The sequence below is a fragment of the Staphylococcus sp. 510 genome, from assembly GCF_057219715.1.
Genome location: NZ_JBXVVK010000010.1, coordinates 44,679 through 62,111, shown reverse-complemented (window position 1 = coordinate 62,111; position 17,433 = coordinate 44,679). Strand labels below are relative to the sequence as shown.

General features: G+C 32.2%; 11 protein-coding genes and 1 pseudogene. 8 read left to right on the top strand and 4 right to left on the bottom strand.

Annotation, left to right across the window (positions count from 1 at the left end; genetic code table 11):
• Positions 1-33 precede the first annotated feature (33 nt).
• Positions 34-2,703, bottom strand: a complete 2,670-nt coding sequence (locus tag AC2D8K_RS08915) for a 5'-nucleotidase C-terminal domain-containing protein (RefSeq protein WP_484698515.1) — start codon at positions 2,701-2,703, stop codon at positions 34-36.
• Positions 2,704-3,014: 311 nt separating this feature from the next.
• Here AC2D8K_RS08915 and AC2D8K_RS08910 point away from each other — a divergent pair, with 311 nt between their 5' ends.
• The 3 genes from AC2D8K_RS08910 (at position 3,015) to AC2D8K_RS08900 (ending at position 6,222) form a co-directional block, all read left to right on the top strand.
• Entirely contained in the window at positions 3,015-3,974 is a 960-nt protein-coding gene (locus AC2D8K_RS08910; protein ID WP_207024467.1) for an NAD-dependent epimerase/dehydratase family protein, read from the top strand.
• Between the two features lie 250 nt (positions 3,975-4,224).
• The gene (locus tag AC2D8K_RS08905; protein WP_002451994.1) at positions 4,225-5,301 is read left to right on the top strand and encodes a branched-chain amino acid aminotransferase; all 1,077 of its coding nucleotides are present in this window, start codon (positions 4,225-4,227) and stop codon (positions 5,299-5,301) included.
• A gap of 231 nt (positions 5,302-5,532) precedes the next feature.
• Positions 5,533-6,222 carry an HAD family hydrolase gene (locus AC2D8K_RS08900; protein ID WP_207024465.1) on the top strand — a complete coding sequence of 230 codons (690 nt, stop codon included), beginning with the start codon at positions 5,533-5,535 and terminating at the stop codon, positions 6,220-6,222.
• Positions 6,223-6,315: 93 nt separating this feature from the next.
• Here the strand turns inward: AC2D8K_RS08900 and AC2D8K_RS08895 are convergent, their stop codons facing one another.
• Together AC2D8K_RS08895 and AC2D8K_RS08890 are read right to left on the bottom strand one after the other, a co-directional pair.
• A complete protein-coding gene (locus tag AC2D8K_RS08895) occupies positions 6,316-6,978 on the bottom strand; it encodes a deoxynucleoside kinase (protein ID WP_002451992.1) in 663 nt (220 codons plus the stop codon).
• 1 nt (position 6,979) lies between these two features.
• Entirely contained in the window at positions 6,980-7,588 is a 609-nt protein-coding gene (locus AC2D8K_RS08890) for a deoxynucleoside kinase (protein ID WP_049423312.1), read from the bottom strand.
• Positions 7,589-7,654: 66 nt separating this feature from the next.
• Between AC2D8K_RS08890 and tadA the strand changes: the two genes are divergently transcribed.
• The 5 genes and pseudogenes from tadA to AC2D8K_RS08865 all read left to right on the top strand — a co-directional run bounded on the left by tadA (position 7,655) and on the right by AC2D8K_RS08865 (position 15,762).
• Positions 7,655-8,161: a tRNA adenosine(34) deaminase TadA gene (tadA, locus tag AC2D8K_RS08885; RefSeq protein ID WP_484698513.1), complete on the top strand. Its 507-nt coding sequence runs from the start codon at positions 7,655-7,657 to the stop codon at positions 8,159-8,161.
• Between the two features lie 77 nt (positions 8,162-8,238).
• Positions 8,239-9,105 carry a Cof-type HAD-IIB family hydrolase gene (locus AC2D8K_RS08880; protein WP_484698512.1) on the top strand — a complete coding sequence of 289 codons (867 nt, stop codon included), beginning with the start codon at positions 8,239-8,241 and terminating at the stop codon, positions 9,103-9,105.
• Positions 9,106-9,131: 26 nt separating this feature from the next.
• A complete protein-coding gene (locus tag AC2D8K_RS08875; protein WP_049414917.1) occupies positions 9,132-9,698 on the top strand; it encodes an NADPH-dependent FMN reductase in 567 nt (188 codons plus the stop codon).
• A gap of 444 nt (positions 9,699-10,142) precedes the next feature.
• Positions 10,143-14,012 carry an SdrD B-like domain-containing protein gene (locus AC2D8K_RS08870; protein WP_484698510.1) on the top strand — a complete coding sequence of 1,290 codons (3,870 nt, stop codon included), beginning with the start codon at positions 10,143-10,145 and terminating at the stop codon, positions 14,010-14,012.
• 131 nt (positions 14,013-14,143) lie between these two features.
• Positions 14,144-15,762, top strand: a pseudogene (locus AC2D8K_RS08865) (poly(glycerol-phosphate) alpha-glucosyltransferase).
• A 60-nt stretch (positions 15,763-15,822) separates the two neighbouring features.
• Here AC2D8K_RS08865 and AC2D8K_RS08860 read toward each other — a convergent pair.
• Positions 15,823-17,307, bottom strand: coding sequence for a glycosyltransferase family 4 protein (locus tag AC2D8K_RS08860; RefSeq protein ID WP_484698509.1), 1,485 nt, complete (start codon positions 17,305-17,307; stop codon positions 15,823-15,825).
• Positions 17,308-17,433: the final 126 nt, after the last annotated feature.

The window sequence follows — 17,433 nt, the reverse complement described above, 5'->3', positions numbered from 1 at the left end:
GACATGCAATACTGTCTCATGACCTTCTTTATATTATGCAGATTTTTTACGTGAATATAATAAAGTGATGCCAGTTATCGCTACTAATAGTGCGATTACATCAGAATGATTGCTACCTCCTGTATTAGGAAGAATAGCTAAATTGTCATGAGTCGATTGTTGAGAACGTTCTCCATTATACATGTTTTGTATATGTTTAGTGTTAGATTTTACGATATCTAAATTTGATTGAGAATATGATGTTGCGCTTCTTAGATAAGTAGATTTTGTATTAAATATATTAGTTTTGATTTGGTCATCACTTTGATTTGATGTTTCACTGCGCTTTTTATTTAATGACTTATCATGATGATGCGTATTGTTTTGAGTCGCTATTGATATTTTATTGCTAGGGCTTGGTTGGTAGGCATCGATATGACTAACCGTTCTGTTTGAAGGTTTGCCTAAGTGGTTTCTTTGATGTGATGAGATTGTCGCTACATTATTTCCAGGGTAATAAGTCGTTTTAATGTCTTTTGTTTTTGGAGGTGGAACGACTTTGTCACTATGTTTATTATTTTGAGGCAGTTGACCATTGATGATTCTTTCAGGTTTGTTGGTATCATATTTAGATAAATCAGCATTTTTAATGTATTGAGCAACTACTTCATCTAAAGAAGCACTTTCTTCTCGTTTGCCTCCGAACATGTCATAACCATCACCTTTATTAGCTGTGAAATCATTTGTTGCTACATAATATGTTTTATTTGGGTCTAACTTTTCGAATTTACCAGTATCATGATTAATGATTTGTATATCTGTAACTCTATCGCCTGACTTTTTATCCATATCGAACCCAATGCGAATAGACTTAGATACTTGTAAGAAGCCACCATTTGCCGTCAACTGTGGTTTGCCATTTTTTGATTCTGTAGGTGCACTTAAACTATGTTCAAAAGCTTTTTTTACGTCAGAGCCTTTTACTTTAATTTGAGAGATTAAGTTTCCGAAAGGTAAAACAGTAATAATGTCATTTTGAGTTACTTTACCTTTATCGATAGACGCTCTAATGCCACCACCATTCGTAATAGCAAAATCAGGTCGATGGCTAAACTTCTTAGAAGCATAATCCTCCATTGCATCGGTAATTAAATTACCTAAATTTGTTTCTTGTGTACGGGCAACATTACGTTCACCATTAAGTTTCACTTTGTTATTAGGAATAATGACTGTTGATGTCGCTTTTAAGAAGTCATCATTCGCTTTGTTTACTTGTTTTTCAATTTTAGTGTCAGGCTGAATGTTTTTTGTATCAGCAACGTTAATTAAATCAGCTTTAAGATTTTTCGTGTGATTATCCTCTCTATTAAATCGGATGCGTCCCACATTTTCTAATGCTGTTCCCGTTTGAGCTAATACATTTTTATCGTATGACTTACCATTTTTAATGACAGTATGAGAGTGACCATCTAACACGATGATAGATTGTTTAAATGATTTATCTTTCGATAATTGTTCAGTCAAATAATCGCCACGCCATTCTTTTTTAGTATTAGGGTCTACACCTAAATGAGATAAAATGACAAAAACATCTACTTGATCTTTAATGTCATTCATAGCACGTTTCACACTTGTCAGTGGATCTTTAAATTCAACACCTTTTACAGCCGATGGTGAAGTCTTAGTTTTAATTTCTGGAGTGGTCACTCCGACGATACCATATCGAATTCCATTTTTATTGATTATTGTTGATGGTTCGAAGTCACTTTTGCCATTTTTATAAACATTTGAAGTGATCATCGGAAAGTTTAGCTGCTTTTTTAATTTAAGTAATTGGTCATATCCAAAATCAAATTCATGATTGCCTAGAGTCATGGCATCATAACCGGCACTATTCATAGACTTTGCCATTTCTTCACCTTTAGAATTATTAGACACAGGTAAGCCTTGGAAAGCATCACCAGAATCTAATAATAAATCGGGATTTTCTTTATCTTTAAGGCCTTTAACTTTAGGCATACCAATGACTTTTCCATCGTCTTCAACAAAACGACCATGGATATCGTTTGTATGTAAAATTTTATGTTCATTTTTGTTAGTACTTTTTGTTTTCGAGCTATCATTATTTTTAGCTTTTTCTTGTGTTTGTGTAGAAGTTACATATAGTTGCTTGTTCTGATCAGCCTGCTGTTGATGATTTTTATCATTGTTACTTTGATTTTTAGTTGAAGATTGCTGTTCTTTTAACTGTTGCTTTGGTGTATTTGAATTCTTTTTAATATTAACTACTGGTTCCTTGGTATTTGAATTTGGTTGCTCGTGTTGTGTATTTAAATGATAAGAAGTTGTGTTTGTAGCATTTTTATTTACTAAATCATTTCTATTGTTGCCATTACTTTGAGTATTTGTATCATCTACTTTGTTTTGATGTTTCGCTCGTTCCTCTTTATGTAAAGAAATATTTTGCGAATTATCATTGTTATTATTTGAAGACGTATGATTAGTTTTATCTTCAGGTAACGATGTCGTAGTATCGTCTTTTGAAAGTTGCTGTTCTATGTGGGCTCTTGGCGTTGAATCTTGACTACTTGTATTTATTTGTTGAGTTGTTGTGGCATTGCTCTTTTGATTGTCACTTTGATTTTCAGCTGCTTGTATAGGATGATTTATAAAACCTAAACAAATCAACATGATTAATATGAATGAAAAAAATAGACGCTTCATATTGGCCTCCTTAATAATCAAAAATATAACAAGTCAATTTTAGCATATAAATTTTAAATAAAAATATTGTATAAACATAATTTACTGTAATTTTAAGGTTTATTAATATTTGATTAACGTGTATGTCATTGTGAGTAATAAATATAGAATTTTCTCTAAATATTGATTTAATAACAAAAAATAGAAATTTTAACTTTGTACTCACTATATATACAAGAAAGCGCTTTTATATTATAATATAGATGTAAATCGAGAATTTGTTCACACGAGAAAGACAACGAATTTTCTATAAACACAAGGAGAGATTTATAATGAAAAAAATTATGATAACAGGTGCTTTAGGACAAATAGGTACAGAATTAGTAGTTAAATGTAGAGAAATTTATGGAACAGATAATGTACTAGCTACGGATATTAGAGAACCAGAAGCGGATTCACCAGTTAATGATGGGCCTTTTGAAATTTTAGATGTAACAGATCGTGACAAAATGTTTGAATTAGTTAAGGATTTTGAAGCTGATACGTTAATGCACATGGCTGCTTTATTATCAGCTACAGCAGAGAAGAACCCTATGTTTGCTTGGGATTTAAATATGGGTGGATTAATGAATGCTTTAGAAGCAGCGCGTACATACGATTTACATTTCTTCACACCAAGTTCAATTGGTGCATTTGGAGATTCAACACCTAAAGTCAATACGCCACAAGTCACAATTCAACAACCTACAACAATGTATGGTGTTAACAAGGTTGCCGGAGAATTATTATGTCAATATTACTTTACGAAATTTGGCGTAGACACACGCAGTGTAAGATTCCCAGGATTAATTTCACATATTAAAGAACCAGGCGGTGGTACTACAGATTATGCTGTAGAAATATACTTTAAAGCAGTTAGAGAAAATCATTATACAAGTTATATTGATAAAGGCACATTTATGGATATGATGTACATGGACGATGCAATTGAAGCTATTATTCAATTAATGGAAGCTGATGGTGCTAAATTAGAAACTAGAAATGGTTATAATCTAAGTGCTATGAGTATTGATCCCGAAATGGTTAAAGAAGCTATCCAAGAACATTATCCAGACTTTACATTAGACTATGATGTGGATCCTGTACGAGAAGGTATTGCTAAAAGTTGGCCAGATAGTATTGATACAAGTTGTGCACGTGGCGAATGGGGCTTCAATCCTAAATACGATTTAGAAAGTATGACTAAATTAATGTTAGATGCCATTGAAGATAAAGAAAAAGCAACAAAATAATCTACTTAATCAATTTAACGTTGTAAATGTTAGTTTTACTCCTTCTAATTATTTTTACATTAGAAGGAGTAATTTTTATCTTCCAGCAGTTACTTGACTTGTAAGATAAAACCGATAGTGTTTTACTTAGTATATAATACATATTAGTATTTAGTTTGAATTTTCGGAAAATTTATTGAATACTAAATATACGATTGCTATAATCTAGTATAACTATTTATATTGGTAGCAATATTAGGAGGCCGTTATCATGACAGAACAAGTTAAATTTGAGAAACGAGATACGCTAAAAGAAAAACCAGATAATTCGAATTTAGGGTTTGGTCAATACTTTACAGATTATATGTTGAGTTATGATTATGATGCTGATAAGGGTTGGCATGATTTAAAAATAGTGCCTTATGCACCATTTGAAATTTCACCAGCCGCTCAAGGTTTACATTATGGTCAAGCTGTATTTGAAGGTTTGAAAGCATATAAATATAATGATGAAGTTGTTTTATTCCGCCCAGATCAAAACTTCAAACGAATTAATAATTCTTTAGCACGTTTGGAAATGCCAGAAGTAGATGAAGAAGTGTTGTTAGAAGGTTTGAAACAATTAGTAGATGTTGAACGTGATTGGATTCCAGAAGGCGAAGGTCAATCATTATATATTCGTCCATTTGTATTTGCGACTGAAGGCATTCTTGGCGTAAGAGCATCTCATTCATATAAATTATTCATTATCTTATCACCATCAGGTGCTTATTATGGTGGTGACACACTAAAATCAACTAAAATTTATGTTGAAGATGAGTATGTACGTGCAGTACGTGGTGGTGTAGGGTTTGCTAAAGTAGCAGGTAACTATGCTGCGAGCTTATTAGCGCAAACGAATGCTAACAAATTAGGTTACGACCAAGTGCTTTGGTTAGATGGTGTTGAACAAAAGTACGTTGAAGAAGTAGGCAGTATGAATATCTTCTTTGTTGAAAACGGAAAAATCGTTACACCTGCATTAAATGGTAGTATTTTACCTGGTATAACACGTAAATCTATTATCGAATTAGCACAAGATTTAGGTTATGAAGTTGAAGAACGTCGAGTTTCTATTGACGAATTATTTGAAGCGTACGACAAAGGTGAGTTAACCGAAGTATTTGGTACTGGTACAGCAGCAGTTATTTCACCGGTAGGAACTTTGCGTTATGAAGATAGAGAAATTGTCATTAATAACAATGAACCAGGTGAAATTACGACAAAACTTTATAATGAATATACAGGTATTCAAAATGGTTCACTAGAAGATCGTCACGGTTGGCGTTTTGTAGTGCCTAGATATTAAAATATTAAATTAATGCTAGGAGCCTTTATTAAAGGTTTCTAGTTTTTTTATAAGCAATCACAATGTGCATATATGTGTTGAAGTTAAAATGTTATTCCTATCGTTTGGATTAAGATGATTATGTTTGTTTTGAGAATTTACTCTAAAGTGTCTTTCCTACATTTTTAACTATGGTTGTACTACAATAATACGTATTGAAACAAAAATAAAATATGGAGTGTAGTGATATCAATGGAATGGATACTGTTTGATAAAGATGGCACGTTAATAGAGTTTGATAAGAGTTGGGAAAAAATTGGTATACGTCTGGTTGATAAATTGTTAGATACATTTCCTGTTCATGATAAAGAAGTAGCGCACAGACAATTAGGAATCATAGATGATAAAATTGTTCCAGATTCTGTGATGGGTTCAGGATCTCTAGGTGAAATGATCAAATCCTTCGATGATGTTACCGGTCAAGACACATCTGAATGGACAAGAAATACGAGTCAAGAGTTAGTGGACTCAAGAGAGCCTGAAAATCATTGGGTAGATGGTGTATACGATACGATTGTAGCTTTACGTCAAGATGGCTATAAAATAGGCATTGTAACAAGTGATACTAAAAAAGGGGTTACCCAATTTTTAGAAGCAACACAATCAAAACATTTATTCGATTTAGTTATTTCAACTGAAACACATGCTGAAGAAAAACCGAGTCCCAAAGTATTAGACCCATTATTCGAAGTCTATGATGTTAAACCAGAACATGTAGTGATTGTAGGGGATACAGCAAATGACATGAAGACTGCAATTAATGCACAATTAGGATTGAGTATTGGTGTCTTAACAGGTATTGCTAAAAAAGAAGAACTTCACGAAGCGGATGTCATCGTTGAAAGTGCGAGTGAAGTTAAACAAGTGCTTGATAAACAATAATAATCGTGATTTTTAAAATAAAAAAGCTCCCGACTTTGTCTCCACTATATATGTGGGTAAATAAAGTTGGGAGCTTAAATATTTGGTTATTGATTATCTTGGGTCAACTTGACGATACGTATCGATAACATGTGCAATTTTATCGATAATAGGATTAAGTGTGTCAGGGTCGTTATGAATATCGTATTCATTTATATTCACGCGAACAACTGGACAAGCATTAAAGTTATTAATCCAATGATCGTAACGTTCGAATAATTTTTGCCAATATTCAGGGTTGGTATCAATTTCAATGTCACGACCACGCTGCTTGATGCGTTCAATGACTTCGTCATAATCACATTCCAAATAAATAAGTACATCTGGCTTTGGAAAATAAGGTGTCATGACCATGGCATTGAATAGTTCTGAATAAGTATTAAAATCGTCTTGACTCATAGTTCCTTCTTCTTCATGCATTTTGGCAAAGATATCTACGTCTTCATATATAGAACGGTCTTGTACAAATCCACCACCATACTCAAACATACGCTTCTGTTCTTTAAAACGTTCTGCTAAAAAGTAGATTTGTAAATGAAAGCTCCAACGCTCAAAATCTTGATAGAATTTATCCAAATATGGATTATGATCTACATTTTCAAATGAGGTTTTAAAATTTAACTTATCTGCTAAAGCTTGAGTAAGGGTAGACTTACCGACACCTACTGTACCTGCAATTGTGATAATGGCATCTTGTGGTATGTTAAATGAATTCATTTTATTTATCTCCAATCATTGATTTTACCTGAGTAAGTATCTCTTGATAATCTTTGTTATTATTGACAAAATCCATATTTGACGTATTGATGTGCAATACTTGAACGTTACTATCTTTTAAAGAACTATAAAATGTATGATAATCACGTTTCAAAGCCAGTAAATAATCATCTTCGATTTGATGTTCGAAACTACGATTTCTTTTAGCAATTCTGTGTTTTAATACATCTAATTCTGCATCTAAAAAGATAATTGTATTTGGCATTGTTAAATCCTCAGTTAAAATGTCATATATACGTGAGAATTTATTGAATTCATGACTGTCTAATGTATTTTTAGCAAAGATTTTATTTTTATAAATGTGATAATCACTTACTATACCTTTATGAAGTGACTCGATATCTTTAAACTGTTTGTATCTATTACATAAAAAGAACATTTCTGTTTGGAAACTCCATTTTGAAATGTCATCATAAAAGTCAGATAAAAATGGATTTTCATCGACAATTTCTTTTTCTTCATAAAAATCTAAGGATTGACTTAATTTGTGGGCAAGAGAAGATTTTCCAACACCGATTGGACCTTCAATTGCGATAAATGGTTTATTCATATTCACTTCTCCAAATGTTAAGATAGACAGTGAGTATTGTAACACAAGTGAGGTGTCTGGACACGAATGGAAACTGATGAATATTATATGAAACTTGCAATCCAAGAAGCTAAAAAAGCCGAACTACTAGGTGAAGTTCCCATTGGTGCAATTATAGTTAAGAACGGTCATGTAATCGCAAGAGCGCATAATCTGAGAGAAACGATGCAACAACCTACGGCCCATGCTGAACATTTAGCTATTGAACGGGCAGCCAAAGTAATAGGTAGTTGGCGACTTGAAGATTGTACTTTATATGTCACGTTAGAACCTTGTGTGATGTGTGCAGGCACTATTGTCATGAGTAGAATACCATATATTAAATATGGCGCAGCAGATCCTAAAGGCGGATGTTCAGGCAGTTTAATGAATTTATTGACGCAATCGGACTTTAATCATAGAGCACAAGTAGAGAGTGGACTTTTAGAAGAACAATGTGGTGATTTACTAAGAAACTTCTTTAGAAAGTTAAGAAAAAAGAAAAAATCCAACAAACGGGCTATACTAAATCATGAATCGGATTTGTTAGAATAGTGTAGTAAGGCAAGTTATTGTCAATCCACGAATCTTTAATATAATGAATACTATATAGTATGAAACGAGGTTAACGAATGATTAAGTTAATAGCAACAGACATGGATGGTACGTTATTAAACGCAGCACACGAAATTTCAGAAGAAAATCAGCAAGCAATTCGATATGCCCAAGAACAAGGTATTACTGTAGTCATAGCGACAGGTAGAGCATTTTATGAAGCTAACACGCCAGTTGCTGAGACAGATTTGAAAGTACCTTATATTTGCTTGAATGGGGCAGAGGTTCGAGATGAAACATTCAATATAATGAGTACCTCTCATTTGAATCATGAATTAGTGCATAAAGTTACTTCAAAATTAAAAGAGGAAGGTATTTATTACCAAATCTATACCAATAGAGGTATTTATACTGAAGATCCACAACGTGATTTGGATATTTATATTGATATCGCTGAGAGAGCAGGTCAAAAAGCAGATGTCGAAAAAATTAAAAATGGTATTCAAAAACGTATTAAGAATGGAACTTTAAAAGTTGTTGATAGCTACGATGCGATAGAGGACATCCCTGGTGAATTAATAATGAAAGTGTTAGCCTTCAATCCTGATTTAGGAAAAATGGATCGTGTTGGACAAGAACTTGCAACGTCACCTAACCTAGCTATATCTTCTTCTTCAAGAGGAAATTTAGAAATTACACATTCAGATGCCCAAAAAGGTATTGCGTTGGAAACAATCGCAGAACGTTTAGGTGTGAAAATGGAAAATGTAATGGCGCTTGGTGACAACTTGAATGATATGTCTATGTTAGAACGTGTTGGCTATCCTGTTGCAATGGAAAATGCCGCATCGGAAGTGAAGGCAATTGCAACATACACTACTGACACTAATGAAAATAGTGGTGTTGGTAAAGCTATAATGAAATTGATTGATCAGAAAAAATAATACAATCGACAAAGGAGATATAGATAATGAAAGGACTAGCAATTATCGGTAGTGCACAATTAGGATCTCATACACACGCATTGTCCCAATATTTACAAGGTCAATTCGAAGAACATGGTGTAGAGTTGGAAATTTTTGAATTAGCGAAAAATCCTATACATCAACTTGATTTTGCAGGGACAACACAAGCGACTGAAGAGATTAAAAATAATGTTGATTTATTACAAAGTAAGGCTATGGAAGCGGATTTCTTCATATTAGGGACACCTAATTACCACGGTTCATTTTCAGGTATTTTAAAAAACGCATTAGACCACTTGAATATGGATTACTTTAAAATGAAACCTGTTGGATTGATTGGAAATAGTGGTGGTATTGTAAGTTCTGAACCACTATCACATTTAAGAATTATCGTGAGAAGTTTATTAGGCATTGCTGTACCTACGCAAATTGCTACGCATGATAGTGATTACGCTAAATTAGATGATGGCACATTATATTTAGAAGATGATGAATTCCAGTTACGTGCTAGATTATTTGTAGATCAAATTGTATCTTTCGTAAATAATAGTCCATATGACCATTTAAAATAAAAGCACAACTAAAATAGAAAATGATTAAAATCAACTCAAACAAGTATTGAATAGATATTAAAGAGTAGTTAGAAAATATACTAATTTCTAAATATCTACATTATATAAAACAATAATCCTTTTGATTGTTATATTTGTCATTAAAAATATAGTGCGAATCGATTAATCATTATTTTATAGCGTAACTATATGACATATAGCTTTCAAAAGGATTATTTATTTGAAAAATTTTCAAACTGAATGTTTTAACAAATGTAATTTCTATTTTTAATTCATTATTTGTTTTATTATATTTAGAATACTAAGTGTATGAACTTTATTATTAAAATATTATGTGTTGTAAAATAATATTGCTTGTATTATATTTGTGTTAGCAATCAAAAGAATATATAATATATATGGTTGTTACATATAATTATGAAAAATTTCTCTAGGAGGAAATATATGAAGAAAAGAATGGATTTTTTACCAAACAAAATGAACAAGTACTCAATCAGACGATTTACAGTAGGGACGGCGTCAATTTTAGTCGGAGCTACATTAGTATTCGGTATTAGTAATAACGAAGCGCAAGCTGCTGAGAAAACAAGTACTGAAGAATCTACACAATCTAACGAAGATACATCATCACAAGACAGTGTTAAACAAAAAGGTGATGTTCAAACTAGTGAACAAGCAACTAACAATAATGACATTCCTGAACAAGTTGATGTAACAAATGAAGCTAGCACTTCAGAAGAAGCAACAACAGAAGCACCAAAAGCTGACATAACAAAAGAAGAGCCAGCAACAACAGAAGAAGCACCAAAAGCTGACACAACAAAAGAAAAGCCAGCAACAACGGAAGAAGCACCAAAAGCTGACACAACAAAAGAAGAGCCAGCAACAACAGAAACACCAAAAGCTGACACAACAAAAGAAGAGCCAGCAACAACAGAAGAAGCACCAAAAGCTGACACAACAAAAGAAGAGCCAGCAACAACGGAAGAAGCACCAAAAGCTGACACAACAAAAGAAGAGCCAGCAACAACAGAAACACCAAAAGCTGACACAACAAAAGAAACTCCAACAACTACAGATCAAACTCCAGAATCAAACCAAACTGATTCTCAAGAAACAACTACAGAACAATCAACTCAACCAACAACTCAAACTCAAAATTCACCAGAAGCAAAAACAACACAGAAATTTGATACAGTAATAAATGATGTTCAAAATGCATCAACAACTGAAGATAAACAAGAAGCTTTAACGAATTATATTGCTGATACAAACAATACAAGCAAAGAAGATGCAAAAGCACAAGTTGAAAACTTAGATTTAGATTATAAGAATCTTGATGAAACAACATTATTAAGTGTACTAGCTCAAGATTATTCAAATAAAAAAGATTCAACAACAACGTATGCTACACCACGTTCAACTACATCAACACCAAAACCTGTTAATCGTTTAGGTATTAAAAAATTAGCAGCAGTAAGACAAGGTACAAATGTAAATGATAAAGTTCATTTTTCTAATATCGATATAGCTATTGATAAAGGACATACAAATCCTCAAACAGGACAAAAAGAATTCTGGGCTACATCAAGTGATGTTTTAAAATTAAAAGCAGATTATACAATCGATGATGATGTACATGAAGGCGATCAAATGACTTTCCAATACGGTGACTACTTCCGTCCTGGTTCAGTAAGTTTACCTTCTACTCAACAGAATTTATATGATGCAAATGGTGGATTAGTTGCTAAAGGTATTTACGATAGTAATACTAATTCAACTACTTATACATTTACTAACTACGTTGATCAATATAATAATATTAAAGGTAGTTTTGAACAGATTACGTTTGCTAAACGTGAAAATGCAACAACTGATAAAACGGCTTATCCAATGCAAGTCACTTTAGGTAATCAATCATATTCTAAAGATGTTATTGTGGATTATGGTAATAAAGAGAATGCACCTATCATTACAAGTACAAATTATATTGAAAATGGTACATTAGCACGTCATATGACAGCTTACATTAACCAACCTAAATCAACATTTACGAAAGAAATATTTACTACAAACCTAACGGGATTTAAATTCGATCCAACTAAAAATAACTTCAAAATCTATGAAGTAACAGATCAAAACCAATTTGTAGATAGTTTTACACCAGATACATCTAATCTTAAGGACGTAACTAGTAATTTTAAAATTAATTACAGTAATAACAATCAAACTGCAACTGTTGATTTATTAAACGGAGCAAGAAGTAGTAATAAGCAATATATTATTGAACAAGTTGCCTATCCTCTAGATACAGCAAATGATACGAATGGTAAAATTGATTACCGTTTAGATACTAATGAAAAAATTTATACTTGGTCTAACTCTTATTCAACTGCTGCAGGATCTTCCACTGCTAATGGAGATTTAAAAAAATATTCATTAGGTGATTACGTATGGGAAGATACGAATAAAGACGGTAAACAAGATGCTGATGAAAAAGGTATTCAAGGTGTATACGTCATCCTTAAAGATGCTAATGGAAAAGAATTAGATCGTACTACTACAGATTTCACTGGTAAATATCAATTTAATGACTTAACAAATGGAACGTACACAGTTGAATTCTCAACTCCAGAAGGTTATACACCAACAACAGCAAATGCTGGTACAGATGATAGTGTCGATTCAGATGGCTTAACTACTACTGGTGTGATTAAAGATGCAGATAACTGGACATTAGATAGTGGTTTCTATAAAACACCAAAATATAGTTTAGGTGATTATGTTTGGTTAGATACAAACAAAGACGGTAAACAAGATGATACTGAAAAAGGGATTCCTGGTGTAACTGTTACATTAAAAGACAAAGATGGTAACGTGCTTCAAACAACAACAACAGATGAAAATGGTAAATATCGTTTTGATAATTTAGATAATGGTGATTACGTTGTTCATTTTGATAAACCAGCAAACTTAACACAAACTAAAGTAGATTCTAGTGATGATGATAAAGATGCTGATGGGGAAGATGTACATGTAACTATCAAAGATCATGATGATTTCACAATAGACAATGGTTACTTCGAAGAAGATTCAGATAGTGATTCAGACTCAGATAGTGACTCCGACTCAGATTCAGATAGCGATTCCGACTCAGATAGTGACTCAGATTCCGACAGTGATTCCGATTCAGATAGCGACTCAGATTCAGATAGCGATTCCGATTCAGACAGTGACTCAGACTCAGACAGTGATTCAGATTCCGACAGCGACTCAGACTCAGATAGCGACTCCGACTCAGATAGTGATTCTGACTCAGACAGCGACTCCGACTCAGATAGCGATTCTGATTCAGACAGCGATTCAGACTCAGATAGCGATTCTGATTCAGACAGCGACTCAGATTCAGACAGCGATTCTGATTCAGACAGCGACTCAGATTCAGACAGCGATTCAGACTCAGACAGCGATTCTGATTCAGACAGCGACTCAGATTCAGACAGCGATTCCGACTCAGACAGTGATTCCGATTCAGATAGCGACTCAGACTCAGACAGCGACTCAGATTCAGACAGCGACTCCGACTCAGACAGCGATTCTGACTCAGATAGCGATTCCGATTCAGACAGTGACTCAGACTCAGACAGTGATTCCGATTCAGACAGCGACTCCGACTCAGATAGCGATTCCGACTCGGATAGCGACTCAGATTCAGACAGCGACTCCGACTCAGATAGCGATTCCGATTCAGACAGTGACTCAGACTCAGACAGTGATTCAGATTCAGACAGCGACTCCGACTCAGACAGCGATTCTGACTCAGATAGCGATTCTGATTCAGACAGCGATTCAGACTCAGATAGCGATTCTGATTCAGACAGCGATTCAGACTCAGATAGCGATTCTGATTCAGACAGCGATTCAGACTCAGATAGCGATTCTGATTCAGACAGCGACTCAGATTCAGACAGCGACTCAGATAGCGATTCCGACTCAGACAGCGATTCTGATTCAGACAGCGATTCAGACTCAGATAGCGATTCTGATTCAGACAGCGACTCAGATTCAGACAGCGACTCAGATTCAGACAGCGATTCAGACTCAGACAGCGACTCAGATTCAGACAGCGACTCAGACTCAGATAGCGACTCAGACAAAGATGCTGATAAAGATCATTCCGACAGAGAAGCATTACCAGAAACTGGTGAACAATCAAATTCAAATAATGCGACATTATTCGGATCATTATTTGCTGGCTTAGGATCTTTATTCTTATTCGGTAGACGCCGTAAAAAAGATGCAGATAACAAATAATATCAAATAAAAATACAATATTTATTAATGGTAAAAGCCAGGTTTAAAAAACCTGGTTTTTATTGTTTTTATAAGTTACATAATTGAGGAAAATGTTATAATTAATATATGTTATGTAAATGGAGGTAATCATGAGAATTGAAGAAAAAATAAACAAATTATTAAGTTTCATAAAAACAGAGGATTATAAAGACGCCTACGTATTTGTAAGTTTAGGAAAAGCAAATGTTAAAGCGACTATTAAATTATTAAAAAAGACTAACTATATAGATAGAGAGATATTAATAAGCTATGCTTAAAGTTTAAAAAACAATCTGGTGAGTATCCTCAATGGATAAAACTTGATTTTGTTACTGGTGAAGAAAATATATCATTTAAACAAATTAAAGAAGAATTGGAAGAAACGCGTCGTAATTATGTACAATTTGGTATTGCTTTTGACCAATACTGGAACTTAGCATTTTTACCTGAAGAAATTAATATTAATGCTTTTGTAAAACCAAATAAAGAAACAGGAAATATAGAGTTATCAGAAGATAATATTAATAATTATTTAAGAAAGTATACCAACCATAAAAAAGGTTTTACCCATGAATTTTATAACGATAAAAATGTCATTAAATTTTTCACTCAAAGTTTTATATTAGATGAAGAGGAAGTTTTTGAATTATGGCCTGAAGGTAACAGAAAAGGATTACGTAAAGTTGATAACTTATCAGATGAAATAGATAAACTAATCAACAGCAGTGTGCCTTATTTATTAAATATGCTAGGGGAAAACGGTAAGTATAATTATGGTTATTTCCCACACTTTGATAAAAAAATTAATTTTTATAATATTTTACGACATTCTTCATCTACCTATGCTTTAATAGAAGGATTAACTTATATAGATCAATCAGTCGAACCAGTAGAAAAGGCAATTGATTTCATTATTGAAAACTATATTTTAGAAAAAGATGGTAATTGTTACGTTTTTGATGATACAGAAAATAGTAATGAGATAAAATTAGGCCAAAATGCTTCATTTATTTTTGCCATTTGTGAATATCTTAAGGTGAAAAATAATGAGCGCTATCTAAAAGTGGCCCAAAAAGTAGCTAATGGTATATTAACAATGATTAATAAAGATACCTTTGAAACTACTCATGTATTAAACTATCCTGATTTATCTGTTAAAGAGAAGTTTAGAATTGTTTATTATGATGGTGAGGCAGCGTTAGCATTATTAAGATTATATCAACATGATAAAAATAATTTATGGTTAGAAACAGTTGAAAATTTATTTGAATTCTTCATTAAAAACGAGTATTGGCAATATCACGATCATTGGTTAGGATATTGTACAAATGAGTTAGTACAAATAAAACCAGAGGATAAATATATTATTTTCGGTATTAAAAATGTCAATGAAAATCTTGCTTTTATAAGAAGAAATAAATTAGCTTTTGCTACATTTTTAGAATTACTGATGGCTACTTATCGTTTGATTCAAAAAGCAAAATCTATTGGTAAACAAAATTTAATTAATGAGAATATTGATGAAGACAAATTTATAGACACTATTCATTTGAGAGCAGACTATCAGAGGATTGGCTATTTTTACCCTGAAGTAGCAATGTACTTTAAAAATCCTCAAAGAATCTTGGGATCATTTTTTGTTAAAGACCAAGGATATAGAGTCAGAATAGATGATATTGAGCACTTCCTTTCAGGGTATGTACAATACCAAAAAGCATTTAAGGATTAAAGGGTAATAAAATTCCCAAGGTACAAAATGTATCTTGGGAATTTTTATGATTATTAGAAATTATAACGTTTTAAGGAAGGAATGCCATTGTTTAATTAAATGATCTTCAGAAAATTGATTGGCAACTTGTATGCTATTTAGTGAAAATTCGTGTTGTAGTTCAGGATTATCTAATAGATATTTTACTTTTTCGTATAATGCATCTTCATCATTTTTTTCAATTAAATAGCCATTTTCGCCATTATTAATCATTTCTTTAGGACCATATTTAATATTGTAACTTATAGTTGGAACTCCGTGTGCTAATGATTCAAGCAGTGCTAAAGAAAAGCCCTCCATATTACTTGTTATAATTGACAGATAGGCATCATTAAATTCGTTTTCTAAATCTGGTAAAAAACCACGTAAAAATACATGATTCTCTAAATCTTGCTCTTTTATAAGATTTTGTAATTTAACTTTTTCCATTCCTGAACCATACATATGTAATTCTATATTTGGAAAACTATTTTTTAATTTTTTAATTAATCTGAGTTGGTGATCAAGTTGTTTTTCTGGTGAATATCTAGCTACAGAAATTAATTTGTTATGATTGATATTATTATTTGCTAATTTAATAGGATTTGTAAAACCAACAGGTATATTGTGAACAGGGATTTCTGAATTAACACGATGAGATACATCTAACTTTTGTTCATTTGTCGATGCAATTATAGCTTGGTATCTAGATAAATTGTTAAAAATTTCTTTATATACATTTTTGTAATTAGATGTAGAAACATTATTTGAATCTTTTACGTGTGTACTGTGTAAAACAGCAACTACCGGAATATTTGTTGAAGTTAAATTAAAGGCAGGTGCAGTGTATAGGTTTTTATCACTAAAGAATAAATCATTTTCTTGGAATAAAGTTTCGATAAAATAAGCTACTAACTCTTCTTCTTGATAAAAATAATGATTTTTATTATCAAAATTCAATACAATCAAATCTAACGTATCTTTGTCTGATTGAGCATGATAATATTTTTCAATTACAATTTCACCATTTGCGTTATGATATGATTCATATACCGTATTTTGGTTTCCAGTCAATAACTTAGTACAACTTAAAAAGCCTCTAACATCAAATAATTCTCTTTTAACTTTTCTTCTATTTTTATCAAAATAGTTAATGTAATCAATGTTTTTATGACTAGAATTGAAAAAATGAGCATATATAATAAAAATACCATTATTATAGACCCTTACATCGTTCGTATTTGGAACATATTCTATATCATAATTACATTGATCTTCCCAATAACTAATCCAATCAAATTGATAAGTTTCATTTAAATTCTCTACTTCTTGAAAAAAGTCATACATGTTGATAATATCGTCTTTATTTATAAATTTATTATAATAATTATATAAAAATCGATTCCATTTAATAAAAACACATTTAGCTGGCAATCCTGCTTTTTTAAAAAGATTAGTACGATTTATCATGGCTTTTTCAATACCTGTCAATGTACTTCCTAAATTAAAACCTACAAAATAATTCATATAAATACCTCATATTTAGTATATTTTTCATTAATTATAACATGTTTATTACATCTAAATATATTAATGCATACAACATTTCGCTTTTTTTCTAATTATTTTAAAATTCTAACTATTTATGGTAGC

Coding starts and splice junctions, on each gene's coding strand:
- AC2D8K_RS08915 (WP_484698515.1), bottom strand. CDS start 2,703: ATGAAGCGTCTATTTTTTTCATTCATATTAATCATGTTGATTTGTTTA.
- AC2D8K_RS08910 (WP_207024467.1), top strand. CDS start 3,015: ATGAAAAAAATTATGATAACAGGTGCTTTAGGACAAATAGGTACAGAA.
- AC2D8K_RS08905 (WP_002451994.1), top strand. CDS start 4,225: ATGACAGAACAAGTTAAATTTGAGAAACGAGATACGCTAAAAGAAAAA.
- AC2D8K_RS08900 (WP_207024465.1), top strand. CDS start 5,533: ATGGAATGGATACTGTTTGATAAAGATGGCACGTTAATAGAGTTTGAT.
- AC2D8K_RS08895 (WP_002451992.1), bottom strand. CDS start 6,978: ATGAATTCATTTAACATACCACAAGATGCCATTATCACAATTGCAGGT.
- AC2D8K_RS08890 (WP_049423312.1), bottom strand. CDS start 7,588: ATGAATAAACCATTTATCGCAATTGAAGGTCCAATCGGTGTTGGAAAA.
- tadA (WP_484698513.1), top strand. CDS start 7,655: ATGGAAACTGATGAATATTATATGAAACTTGCAATCCAAGAAGCTAAA.
- AC2D8K_RS08880 (WP_484698512.1), top strand. CDS start 8,239: ATGATTAAGTTAATAGCAACAGACATGGATGGTACGTTATTAAACGCA.
- AC2D8K_RS08875 (WP_049414917.1), top strand. CDS start 9,132: ATGAAAGGACTAGCAATTATCGGTAGTGCACAATTAGGATCTCATACA.
- AC2D8K_RS08870 (WP_484698510.1), top strand. CDS start 10,143: ATGAAGAAAAGAATGGATTTTTTACCAAACAAAATGAACAAGTACTCA.
- AC2D8K_RS08860 (WP_484698509.1), bottom strand. CDS start 17,307: ATGAATTATTTTGTAGGTTTTAATTTAGGAAGTACATTGACAGGTATT.